Genomic DNA, 12,251 nt, shown 5'->3' with positions numbered 1-12,251 from the left:
GCAGGCAGGTTTACCAGGAGTGGTCATGTTGATCCGTATCAACTGCAAAACATCATGGTTGCTTCTGCTGATGCTGTTGTGGCACACAACAGCCGCTACGCTGTGTGCTGCCGATGACGGCCTGGAGGATCTTGGTATTATTGAGGCCCAGGCTGAATCGGTTGTTGCTGCCTCTCGCAGTCCCCGTCCTACCTCCCGCGTTGCTGAAAACATCACTGTTATTACTGCTGATGATATTGAACGACTGAATGCCCACACCCTGGCTGAGGTGTTGCAGACCGTGCCGGGCATCCAACTTGACTACCTGCGTACCCCTGGCACCTTTAGTTTTTTCAATATCCAGGGGGCATATAACACCACAATTCTAGTGCTGGTGGACGGTATCCGCCAGAATGATTTTGATCAGAACATGGCCATTCCCGGCTTGATTCCGGTGCAACAGATTGAGCGGGTTGAGATCATCAAGGGGGCTGCCTCGGCTGCCTGGGGGCCGGCCCTGGGCGGGGTGATCAATATCATCACCAAATCCCCTGATGCTGAGCGCAAATTCAGCGGCATGGTGTCCGGCTCTACCGGCTCTCAGTTTACCGCAGATTCCCGCGCAGAGGTAAGCGGTACTCTGGACCGTTTTGGCTATTACATGACCGTCGCTAACCTGCGTTCTGATGGTCTGACCCCCAATGCAGGTACTAACCAGAATAACCTGTTTACCAAGCTTGCCTACCAGTTACCGCACAATGGCAGCCTTACCTTTGGGCTGTCCTATCTGACCGCCAAGCCGGGTCTGGATGAAGGGGAAACAGTTAGTTGGGGCTTTGTCCATGACAATAACCAGTACCGCCGCACCAATGCCTACCTGAAACTTAACCAGCCTCTGACTGATCGCTTGACCCTGGAGCTGGACAGCTACCTGACCAACCGTGATGACCATACCAAATTTGGTGCTCCTGATGGTCTGGGTGGTTTTGCTTTTTATAGTGATGGTGTGGTGAGGGACACCAGCCAGGGGATCAATGCCCGTCTGCGCTGGGGTGACTACCAGAAAAGCCTGCTGCTGGGGCTTGATTATAGCCATGCCTGGGCCATTAACAAAGACGTCTTGAGCGGTAGTCCTCCGCTCTACGAACGAAGCTGGGACCGTTGGGGCATCTATGCCAATGGCGCCTATACCCTGGGGCAGCTGACTATTCTGCCCGGTGCCCGTTATGACATTACCGGTACATCCGGCGATGTTACCAGTCTGACCCTGGGGGCCACCTATCAACTGGCTGAACATACGCTGCTGCGGGCCTATGCTGCCCAGGGCTATACCCTGCCAACGCCAAAGGCCGACAACAGGCTGCAGAAGATCAAGACCGTTCAAGTAGGGGTAGAGAGCGAGGCACTGCCTTTTGTCTGGCTGAAGGGGACCTACTTTTTTAATGCCCTGCGTGACAGCCAATCTATCGGTACCGTAACCACCACCAGCAACCAGCAGCGTCAGGGGGTTGAGCTGGAGGCCCGCACCACGCCGCTGTTCGGCCTTTCTCTGGCCGGCGGCTATACCTATCTGGATGCCTGGGATAGTGATACTGGCCAGCGGCTGCATACCAACAGCAATCAGGCGGTTCCCCCCCATACTGTCAAGCTGGCCTTGAACTACGATAACCGTGAGTTGGGGTTGCGTGGAACGGTGACCGGCAACTATGTCTGGTGGAACCGGGATGAAAGCACTCTTGCCCGTGACACCGGCATGATCTGGGACCTGCACCTGAACTGGCGGATAAAGTCATGGTATGGCCTGACACCTGAACTGTTCTTCTCTGCCCATAACCTGTTCAATGGCGTACAGACTACAGACACCGAACTGTATCGTAACGCTGGCCGCTGGTTTGAAGGCGGCATGCGGGTGAAGTTCTGATGCGGCGCCTGGTCCTGTGCATACTCGCCCTGGCGTTGCTGCTCCCCTCATTGGCCCAGGCCTATGACGTGCTGGTGCTGCAGAGTCAGCGTAACCCGGCCTATGATGAGGTGTTGAAAGGTTTTTACCGTGATCAGGGGATTACCCGGCGGTTGGTGCTGCTGTCTGACTATGCTGAGGTGGATGTTGTGCGTCTTGTGCGTGAAGACCGGCCCCGTATGATCCTGGCGGTGGGGGATGCTGCCCTGGCCCTGGCCCGCAAGATACGGACGATTCCGGTGATCGCCCTGATGTCCCTTGATATCCATCGCCTGAAGTCTGTTCAGGCCAACCTGACCGGTATCGGTATGGTTGCCCCGCCTGAACAGTATTGTAATCTGCTGCGGCAGATGAAGGTGCGCCGGGTGGGGGTGGTCTATAATCCTGCCAGAAGCGGCTGGTACCTGCGGCAGGCACAGCAGGCAGCGGAACAGGCCGGTATCAGTCTGGTGCTGCGGGAAGTGACCACAGCCCGCGATACCCTGCCCCAGCTGGCCTCGCTGGCCGGCAAGGTGGATGCGCTCTGGATGCTGCCGGATCTGACCGCAGTAACCAGAGAGACAACCGAGGCCTATTTCTACTTCAGCCAGCAGCACGGGGTGCCGGTGGTCTCCTTTACCGCCAGTTATCTGGGGCTGGGGGCTGCGGCGGTGCTGGATATTGATCGTGCTGCCCTGGGGCGTCAGGCAAGGGATATGGTTGATCAGCTGCTTGAAGGTGGCTCTGGTGACAGCATGTCACTGCGCTTCCCTAAGGGCGTGACCCTTAAAACCAATGCCGGTCTGTTGAAACGTCTGAAAATCAACGATACTCTGGTTAAACAGTTGGTTGAGTAGTAAGGAATCCTCCATGATTACCCGCCTGAAACAGTTAGATATCCGTACCAGCTTTCAGCGCAAACTGCTTACGATTTTTACCCTGTTTACCTTTCTGATTGTCCTGCTGTTAAGCACCCTGTTTATTACCCGGGAAATTTCAAAAACAAAAAATGAGGCGGTTAAGCATCTTCAGCTGCAGGCCCAGTCCCTGGCCCAATCGATCCGGTTGCCGCTGTTTGCTGAAAATACCTTTCTGCTGCGCCAGATGGCAGAGCAGGTGGCAGAGTCACCTGAAATCTACCGGGTGGTGATCGCTGCTGCAGATGGCAGGGTGCTGGTTGATCTGCATGCCAAACCCACGGTGCCCACTTCAGAAATCATCAGCCAGACCGTGGAGGTGCGTAGCAATCCGCAGCTCTCCTCTATCAGTTCATCGCTGGGGGCCGGGGGGGATGTGCAGTCTGTGCTGGGTAGCCTGCGGATCGAGCGCAGCACGACTGATCTGTCCCGTTCAGTGCGGATGCTGGTGGGCTGGTCGGTCAGTATCGCTATTCTCTTCTGGGTGGCTGTCTCTTTCCTGAGCCATCTGGTGCTGCTCCGGTTGACCCGTTCTTTTAACGCACTTATGCGTGGCATTGATACCTTGCAGAAGGGTAATTTCAGTTCCCGGATTGCTGTGGAATCCGATGACGAACCGGGCCAGGCGGCGCTTGCGGTTAATGAGCTGGCAGATTCACTGGAACAACGCTTTGAGGAAAAACGGCTGGCCAGGGAAGAGTTGCTTAAGGCCAAGGCTGAGGCAGAAGCGGCCAACAATGCCAAGACCGAGTTTCTGGCCAACATGAGCCATGAGATCCGCACCCCCATGAGCGGGGTGATCGGTAATGCCCAGCTGCTCCGCTTTACGGTTCTTTCTGAAGAGCAGTCCAAGTATCTTGCCAATATTGAGGCTGATGCAAAAAACCTGCTGTCGATGATCAATGATGTGCTTGATATCTCAAAGATTGAGGCAGGCAAGCTGGAGCTTGAGAGCGCGCCGTTTAGTCTGCGCAGCTGCATCACGCAACTGATCAGATCCCAGGAAGCGCGGGCTCAGGCAAAGTCTGTTGCCGTTGTGCATGAGATAGCTGATGGTGCCCCTGACAGTTTGTTTGGTGATCAGTTGCGCCTGAAGCAGATCCTGTACAATCTGGTGGGCAACGCCATCAAGTTTACCAGTAAGGGTGAGATTCGGGTCAAGGTCCAGTTGCTGGATCGCCGTGATGACAAGGCGCAACTCTGTTTCAGCGTCAGTGATACCGGGATTGGTGTCAAGCAGGAGGCGCTTGAGAAGATATTTGCCCCCTTTGCCCAGGCCGATACATCAGTAAGCCGCCGCTTTGGCGGCACCGGACTGGGGCTGTCCATCTGCAGCCGGCTGGTCCATCAGATGGGTGGGGAGATAACGGTTGAAAGTCAGGAAGGCAAGGGCAGTACCTTCTCGGTTACCCTGCCGTTCCTGATCAACTCTCAACCGGCACCCCAGCAGGAAACCCTTACGCCTGACCGGAGTAAGTCACTATGGGATGGGCCGCCGCTGCGAATTCTGCTGGCGGACGACAGTGAAACCAACTGCATGATGCTGAGTCTGCTGCTTTCACGCTACGGCCATACCGTTACCCAGGCGAATGATGGCGGTGAGCTGCTGCACCACTGGCAAAAGGGTGAGTTTGATGTGGCCCTGATGGATATTCAGATGCCGGTTATGGATGGTATGGAGACCACACGGGTTATCCGTGAGCATGAGAAAAAGAGCGGCGCGCATCTGCCGATTGTCGCCCTGACCGCCCATGCGCTGAAAGAGACCCGGGAACATATGTTAAGTTCCGGCTTTGACGGCTATGTTGCAAAACCGGTTGATCTGAAGCTGCTGCATGAGGAGATGAAGCTGGTGATTGCGCAGGGTGGGGGGCAGGCGTCGAAAGAATAGTCCTGAGAAAAGCAGTTGTCCACGAAGTTCACGAAGAAACACGAAGAAAAACGTATTGTTTAAAAAAGAGCAAACACCTTTTGGGTGAATCGTTTGTTTGCTGTAACTGCTTAATCTTCGTGAAACTTCGTGTCCTTCGTGGATATGAGCTGCTGTGTTTGTTGTTGGTTAATTTGCTGCGCCAGTTCCTGACTGACCCCTGCCACGGTGGCAAGTTCCTCAACCGTGGCATTTTTAATCCCTTCCAAAGAACCAAACTGCGTCAACAGCAGCCGCTCCAGTTTCGGCCCGATGCCGGGAATATCCCGCAGGGCGGAACGGAGCGTTGCTCTATCCCGCAGGCTGCGGTGGTACGTGATGGCAAAGCGGTGGGCCTCATCACGGATAGCTGCCAGTAGTTTTAGCGGGGCTGAATCCTGCCGCAGTCTGAGCGGGTTACGGCGGCCCGGCAGAAAGACCCGTTCTTCAGTCCGCTCTACGTGGATATCTTTTCCATCCCCTTTAACCCTGCTTTTTGCCAGCGACACAACCGCCAGCTGTTCTGAAAGTCCCAGTTCTGTCACCACCGCCAGGGTGCTGTTCAGCTGCCCGATGCCGCCATCCACCACCACCAGATCCGGCAGGCCCCATTGCTGGATCCGCTCCGGGCTGAAACGCCGGGCAAAGACCTCCTGTAGCATCCCGAAATCATCCTGCCCCTGGCTGTTTCTGATCCGGTAACGCCGGTAGCGGGCCTTGTCCGGCAGCCCATCCAGAAAGGCAATGCCGCTGCCGACGGAGTGCCGTCCCTGCAGGGTAGAGATGTCGTAGCATTCAATCCGGCGGGGCAGGCTTGGCAGGGACAGTTTTTGCTGCAGCTCTTCCAGCGTCCGGTCCTGTGAGCGACTGGTTGCTGTTTTTTCAAGCAGTGCAGCCTGGGCGTTACGGCCAGCCAGGTTGACCAGATCCAGTTTGTCGCCGCGCCGGGGCTGATGCAGGCGGACCTTTCTGCCCTTCAGTTCACTGAGCCATTCTTCCAGCGCCTGGCTGGCTTCAACAGGCAGCGGCAGCAGCAGTTCATCAGGGATAAACCGCTCCTCATGGTAATAGCGCTGGATAAAGGCGGTCAGGGCATCCGCGGTATCCAACCCGCCGGAGCCATGCAGGGCCGTGCTGCCGGACAGGTTGCCGCCCCGCACAAACAGTACCGCAACAGTCAGGCTGTCGCCATTGCTGGCCAGCCCCAGGATATCGCTGTCGCCCCCCTGGCTGACCATCTTCTGGTGCTCCAGGGTGGTGTCAATCGCCCTCAGCAGATCACGCCAGCGGGCAGCCTCTTCATAGCGCATCCCTTCGGCAGCATCCTTCATCCGGGTTTTAAATCCAGCCACCAGATCCTTGCTTTTGCCTTCCAGAAACAGCACCGCACCTTCCACCAGCAAGCCGTACTCCTCGGCTGAAATCAGCTTGTGGCAGGGGGCGCTGCACTGGCCGATCTGGTGGTACAGGCAGGGGCGGGGACGGTTCATGCAGCTTTTGAGCGGGTAGTGACGCAGCGGAAACATCCGCTGCAGCTGGCGCAGCACTTCACGGGCAGCACTGGCAGAGGCGTAGGGGCCAAAGTAGCGCGCACCGTCCCGGCTGACCTTGCGTACCACCTGAAAGCGGGGAAACGGCTTGTGCAGGTCAATCTGCAGAGAGAAGAAGGTCTTGTCATCCTTCAGGTTGAGGTTGTAGCGGGGCTGATGCTGTTTGATCAGGGTGTTTTCAAGCAGCAACGCCTCTTTTTCAGTATCGGTGATGGTGAATTCAATGGTGGCCACACGGGCCATTAGAAAGCGGACCTGGGGCCGCCCATCGGTGTTGCCGAAGTAGTTACTGACCCGCTGGCGTAGGTTACGGGCCTTGCCGACATACAGGATCGTACCGGCGGTATCCCGCATCAGGTAGACGCCGGGGCTGGTGGGAAAGCTGCGGATGGTGTCACGAAGTTCCATGGGGGCGGGGTTATGATCTGGTGCTGTTCAGCAGGATGACGCCTGGAATAGAGGCGGCCTTGCGGTCAAAAGTAAGCATTGCAGAGCAGCCGGAACGCTTGTAGCCGGTGGCGATCAGGCAATCGGCAAAATCGGCGTTGTTGTTTTCGTACAGGTACAGGGCATGTTCAAGGTAGTCCTCATGTTCAATCAGCAGATCACGGGATTCGAGCAGCATTCTGAAGGTGGTTATGATGGTCTTTTTATCAAGTTTTGCGCATGAACGCAGAACCCATTCTGTCTCCAGCACAACCGGCAATCCGACTGCCACCTGATCACCAGAAGCCAGAGTCTCTTCAATCACTCGCCTTGCCTGTTCTGCCTGTACCGGATCGTCTTTAAGCAGAAAACGGACCAGTACATTGGTATCAAGTCCAAATATGCTCATCAACGGCACCGCATATCTTCAAGCGGAATGGTTGATCTTTTCGGGTCATGCAGCGCACCAAACAGCTCCCGGATAGCCCGCTTTTTTACCCTCATGATGACGGTTTCATCGGCAATCAGGGTAAACTGAACCTGGTCTTTGGGCTGTAGGCCAAGACAGTCTCTGATCTCTTTGGGAATGGTTGTCTGTCCTTTTGAGGTGATCGTTGCAAGTGACATGGCTCATCCCTCCTTACTTTTTAATATATGGTAAGGACGCGGGCGTTGTCAACGATCTCTGTTGTTACATTGTTGGCAGGAGGCTGCTTCGATCAGAAAACGAAGCGGTTTGGTGTGATGGGAAAACTGTAGATGGTGATCAAAATAAAGGCATATATGCATATATTTTATGCAGACATGACTGCCTTTATTTTGTACTAAGGCTCCATTTTTCAGGCAGTTGCAGCGTAAGTTGCTGATTGGCCACATTTTTGCTTGTCTGGTTGCTGCCATCTATTGATGCAGTGCAGTTTAAATTATGCCCAGGAGGCAGCAACAATGGAGTTGTCACCCCTTACCCCCCTGAAACAAAGTGGAGATGTCCTGTTCTTGATGCTTGGTGCGGTGATGGTCTTTGCCATGCACGCCGGATTTGCCTTTCTTGAAGTGGGCTCGGTCCGCAAGAAGAGTCAGGTGAATGCCTTTGTAAAGATCCTGACCGACTGGTCTGTTTCAACCATTGTCTATTTTTTGATCGGCTTTCCGCTGGCCTATGGCATCTCGTTTTTGAAACCGGCTGATCAGCTGATGCAGGGCGCCATGGGCTATGACCTGGTCCACTACTTCTTTCTGCTCTGTTTTGCCGCCTGTATCCCGGCCATTATCTCCGGCGGTATTGCGGAACGGGCCAAGTTCTGGCCCCAGGTGATCGCCGGGGCGATCTTTGCCGGTCTCTGCTATCCCCTGTTTGAGTCCCTGATCTGGGGTAAGAACGCCTCGCTGCTACAAGGGATCTTTAAGTCAATCGGCGGGCTTGAGTTCCATGATTATGCCGGATCGGTGGTGGTACACTCCATTGGTGGCTGGATCGCCCTGCCTGCGGTGATTCTGCTGGGGGCACGTAAGGGGCGCTATCAGCATGGCAAGTCCCACCCCCTGCCGATCAGCAATATCCCGTTTCTGGCGCTTGGCTCCTGGATTCTGGCGGTGGGCTGGTTTGGTTTTAACGTGATGAGCGCCGGTAATCTGGAGAAGATCTCCGGTCTGGTGGCGGTCAACTCCTTGATGGCCATGGTGGGTGGTGTGCTGGCAGCACTGATTGCAGGCAAAAATGACCCCGGCTTTGTGCATAACGGTGCCCTGGCAGGCCTGATTGCGGTCTGTGCCGGCAGTGACCTGATGCATCCCCTGGGGGCGCTGGCAACCGGTGCCATTGCAGCAGTGATCTTTGTCTATGGGTTTACCTTTGAACAGGAAAAGCTGAAGATTGACGACGTGCTGGGTGTCTGGCCGCTGCATGGGGTGATCGGTACCTGGGGTGGTATTGCCGCCGGTATCTTTGGCCAGAAATTTTTTGGCGGGATGGGCAACATCAGTTTTATTTCCCAGCTGGCCGGTTCTCTGACCGCGGTACTGTTTGCGGTTGCCAGCGGCTTCATTGTCTATGGCGCCCTGTCAAAAACAGTCGGTATCAGGATGCATGAAGAGGATGAGTACAACGGGCCTGACCTGGCAATCCATAAGATTGGGGCCTACCCAGAAGACCATATACGCTAAACCTGTTAAACGGTCTTTTTCGCTTCAGACCTCGTCATACAGCAGAAGGGCTTGTGCGACGTACTGTACCGTACGTCTCCGCGCCCTTCTTTGTCTGCCAAGCCCTGAAACGAAAAATCCTCGTTTCGTCAATGCTGGTGATTGTTTAAAACCCTCTGCTGCTCGCTTTCCGCGGTTGACAAGGGACGGTGAAGATGCTAAGGAATACCCATTTTACCCAAGTATTTCTTGGCAGTTACCACCGCCGTCCCGGTCAGCCGGGGAAAGGGTGCCCCCCGTGAAGATGCTTAGATACTGCCGTGCCTTAACGGCATTTTTTACCTGCCTGCTCATTGCCACCCTGCTGTGTGCAGCAACGGTCGTTGCTCAAGAGACCGAAGACTCCCAACTGTTCCTTTCCGGCTTCAATGCCTACCAGCAACAAGATTTCTCTGCAGCAGTGACCCGCCTTGGCGATGTCCTGAAGAAATATCCTGACACCCCCCTGCGTGACATGACCCTGTTCTGGTTGGCCCGGGCCCACTTTAAGGCCGGTAGCCGTTCTGATGCAGCCCGCTATATGGCCCAGTTTTCCCGCGAATATCCCGATAACCCCCTGAAAAATACGGTTGAAGAAGATCTGCTTGCGTTGGCGTCCCAGTATGAAAAGGGTCAGGGTAGTGCTGTTCAGGTTGCCGCTGCAGCGCAGCTGGAGGCTGAAAAACAGCGTGCTGCAGAAGCCACGGCGCAGGTTGCCCGCGAAAAGGCTGAGGCTGATCGCCTGGCAGCCGCCAAACTGGAATCAGAGCGTCTGGCTCAGGAAAAGGCGGCCCAGGAAGCAGCCGAGAAGGCCCGTATCCTGAAGGCCAAGGCAGAGGCAGACCGGATCGCCCGCGAGAAGGCGGAAACAGAGCGACTGGCAGCCATCAAGCTGGAACAGGAAAAACAGCAGGCCGCAGCTGAGGCAGAGCGGGTTGCCCGTGAAAAGGCTGAGGCTGATCGTCTGGCAGCCGCCAGGCTGGAGTCAGAGCGTGTAGCCCAGGAACAGGCAGCCCGGGAAGCAGCTGAGAAGGCCCGCATCCTGAAGGCCAAGGCTGAAGCAGAGCGGATTGCCCGCGAAAAGCTGGAAGCTGAACGTCTGGCGGCTAAAGCGCTTGAAGATAAGCGTCAGGCGGATCTTGCAACAGAGAAGCAGAAGCTGGTTGCGCTTGAGGCGGAAAAGATGCGTCAGGCGGCGTTACAGGCAGAGCAGCAGCGTGCGCTTCAGGAAAAAGCAGAAGCTGATCGTCTGGCAGCCGCCAAGCTGGAGGCAGAGCAGCGCTTAGCCCAGGAAAAGGCCGCTCAGGAGGCAGCCGAGAAGGCTCGCATCCTGAAGGCTAAGGCAGAGGCTGACCGGATCGCCCGTGAAAAGGCAGAGGCTGATCGTCTGGCAGTAGCCAAGCTGGAGGCAGATCGCCTGGCCCAGGAAAAGGCAGCCCAGGAAGCAGCTGAAAAGGCCCGTGTCCTGCAGGCCAAGGCCGAGGCAGACCGGCTTGCAGCGGTGAAGGCTGAAGAAGAACGACTGGCCAGGGAAAAAGCGGCAGCGGATAAGGTGGCAGCCGAGAAGGCAGCTGAAGAACGCCGTGTAGCTGAAAAGGCTGCCATGGCTGCAGCCGAGCAGAAAGAGCGTGAGCTTGTGGCGGCCCGTAAGGCGGATGAGGCCAAGGCGGCTGCAGAGAAGCTGCGTCAGGAACGGGCCGGGCTGAAGGAAAAGGCGATTGCAGGATACAAAGGGATTCTGGAGCGTTTCCCCAATACGCCGGCAGCCCGTACTGCGGCATCACGCCTGAAGGAGTTGGGGGTGGCAGTGGCATTGCCACCAGCATCAACGCCGTCCCAGCCGGTTGAAAGTAGCGCCACTGCCCAGGTGCTGACCCTTGAGGTTGCCCAGTATGCGGCCTTTGAGTTTGATGTGCAGTCTCCCCAGGCTCCCCTTGAAGTTGCCCGCAAGAATGTTATTCCGTTTGAGATCCAGAACCGTGGTAACGGTCAGGATAGTTTTTATCTTGCTTCAGGGTTCCCTGCTGAGTTTGGTGCCCGCTTTGCTGCTGCCGGAATGCCAGAGCAGTCCATCAACCAGACCCCGCAGCTTGCGCCCGGTGAAAAATTCAAGGGTCTGCTGGTGCTGAGCGTGCCTGCAGCTTCAATTGACGGTCTGAGGATAGCCCATCCGATCAAGGCAGCTTCTCAGTTTATGGCTGAGGCATCCCAGAGCCGGACGGTATCACTTGCTGCTGCTGCTCCGCTGCTGCGTGCTGTGGTCAAGACTGACAAACCCCAGTTACTGCCCGGTGATACGGTGCAGTACCGGGTTGCGGTGCTGAACGTGGGATCAACACCGGCAGAGGATGTTACCCTGCGCCTGAATTTCCCTCCCCAGTATCAGGCGGTTGATTTTGCCGCCGCAGGCTTCCGGCAGGAGATGGGAGCGGCACTGGTACTGGACGGCCTTGCACTTAAGCCGGGCGAAAGCCGTGATCTGACCGTGACCTTCCAGCTTAAGGCTGAGGCGCTGGCAAAGGAAGAGCTGATCGTACGGGCTGATCTTATGAATAATCCGCTGCAGATCAGAGGCACCTTCCTGTCCAATGCCAGCTTTGTGCTGCCGGTTAGTGAGCTGGCGGTGAAGATGGCAACGGAGCGGGTCAAGGCGGTACCTGGACAGGTGGTGACCGTTCCGGCCCGGATTGTGAACAAGGGCAACCAGCGTGAGCGTTTCAGTCTGGTGGCTTCATCGGCACCGTTCCAGAAGGTTGTTGTCTATCATGACCTGAACCGTGACGGCCTGCGTCAGCCGGGTGAGCCGGAGGTGGCGGTTATCGGCCCACTGGGTCCGAAGGAAGAAGCTACACTGTTGCTTGAAGTGACCACATCAAAGACGGCACTGGACGGGACGGTTGAAAAACTTTCTCTGAGTGCCGCACCTGAAGCGGTGCAGGGTAAGGCCGTTATGGTTGAAGCCGAGATCGGCTATTCACGGCCAGTGCTGCAACTGGCGATGAAAGGGCGCGAAGGCCGGATGGTTCCGGGGGATCTGCTGACGATCGATCTGGATATCCTTAACCGTGGTTCCAACCTTGCCAAGCAGGTGGAGTTGGCAGTCACCTGGCCTGAGCAGATTGAGTTGGTGGCCATTGATCAGGCTGCCGGTAAAGCCGAGGCAGGTACGTCTCTCTGGCGTTTCAGTGAGCTTGGTGCCGGTGAAAAGCGGGTGGTGAAGGTGTCATTCAGGATTAAGCCTGGTACCGGTGTTGGTACCGGTGTTCAGCTGAAAAGCATCCTGACCTACCAGGATCAAGTGGGGAACAGGTACTGATATGCATCTACCAGGTGTAAAGATTCCATTGTTG

At 56.2% G+C, this 12,251-nt stretch carries 8 protein-coding genes; 5 read left to right on the top strand and 3 right to left on the bottom strand.

The features are described 5' to 3' along the window. The first annotated feature begins 25 nt into the window (after window positions 1-25). The 3 genes from B5D39_RS06230 to B5D39_RS06220 are packed head-to-tail and all read left to right on the top strand — an operon-like array spanning window position 26 to window position 4,726. Window positions 26-1,900, top strand: coding sequence for a TonB-dependent receptor plug domain-containing protein (locus B5D39_RS06230; RefSeq protein WP_078789545.1), 1,875 nt, complete (start codon window positions 26-28; stop codon window positions 1,898-1,900). Further along, window positions 1,900-2,775: an ABC transporter substrate-binding protein gene (locus B5D39_RS06225; RefSeq protein ID WP_078789544.1), complete on the top strand. Its 876-nt coding sequence runs from the start codon at window positions 1,900-1,902 to the stop codon at window positions 2,773-2,775. Before B5D39_RS06230 ends, B5D39_RS06225 begins: the two co-directional genes overlap by 1 nt. A 13-nt stretch (window positions 2,776-2,788) precedes the next feature. After that, the gene (locus B5D39_RS06220; RefSeq protein WP_078789543.1) at window positions 2,789-4,726 is read left to right on the top strand and encodes a hybrid sensor histidine kinase/response regulator; all 1,938 of its coding nucleotides are present in this window, start codon (window positions 2,789-2,791) and stop codon (window positions 4,724-4,726) included. 110 nt (window positions 4,727-4,836) lie between these two features. On the opposite strand, the gene uvrC is transcribed toward B5D39_RS06220, so the two are convergent. From uvrC to B5D39_RS06205, 3 genes are read right to left on the bottom strand one after another with little or no spacing between them, the layout of a single operon-like run. Then, window positions 4,837-6,702 (bottom strand): excinuclease ABC subunit UvrC, encoded by a 1,866-nt coding sequence (gene uvrC, locus B5D39_RS06215; protein ID WP_078789542.1) that lies wholly within the window; start codon window positions 6,700-6,702, stop codon window positions 4,837-4,839. A 10-nt stretch (window positions 6,703-6,712) separates the two neighbouring features. Further along, window positions 6,713-7,129, bottom strand: coding sequence for a PIN domain-containing protein (locus tag B5D39_RS06210; RefSeq protein ID WP_078789541.1), 417 nt, complete (start codon window positions 7,127-7,129; stop codon window positions 6,713-6,715). Then, window positions 7,129-7,347: an AbrB/MazE/SpoVT family DNA-binding domain-containing protein gene (locus B5D39_RS06205; protein ID WP_078789540.1), complete on the bottom strand. Its 219-nt coding sequence runs from the start codon at window positions 7,345-7,347 to the stop codon at window positions 7,129-7,131. The genes B5D39_RS06210 and B5D39_RS06205 overlap by 1 nt, the downstream gene beginning before the upstream one ends. A gap of 318 nt (window positions 7,348-7,665) precedes the next feature. On the opposite strand from B5D39_RS06205, the gene B5D39_RS06200 reads away from it, so the two are divergent. Continuing rightward, window positions 7,666-8,883 (top strand): ammonium transporter, encoded by a 1,218-nt coding sequence (locus B5D39_RS06200; protein ID WP_078789539.1) that lies wholly within the window; start codon window positions 7,666-7,668, stop codon window positions 8,881-8,883. A 283-nt stretch (window positions 8,884-9,166) separates the two neighbouring features. Further along, complete coding sequence (locus tag B5D39_RS06195; RefSeq protein ID WP_244161368.1) at window positions 9,167-12,217, top strand: hypothetical protein; 3,051 nt, start codon at window positions 9,167-9,169, stop codon at window positions 12,215-12,217. Window positions 12,218-12,251 lie beyond the last annotated feature (34 nt).

Source organism: Trichlorobacter thiogenes, assembly GCF_900167465.1.
GTDB classification, from domain to species: domain Bacteria; phylum Desulfobacterota; class Desulfuromonadia; order Geobacterales; family Pseudopelobacteraceae; genus Trichlorobacter; species Trichlorobacter thiogenes.
The sequence above is the reverse complement of the archived record's forward strand: the minus strand, read 5'-3'. Positions and strand labels throughout refer to the sequence as shown.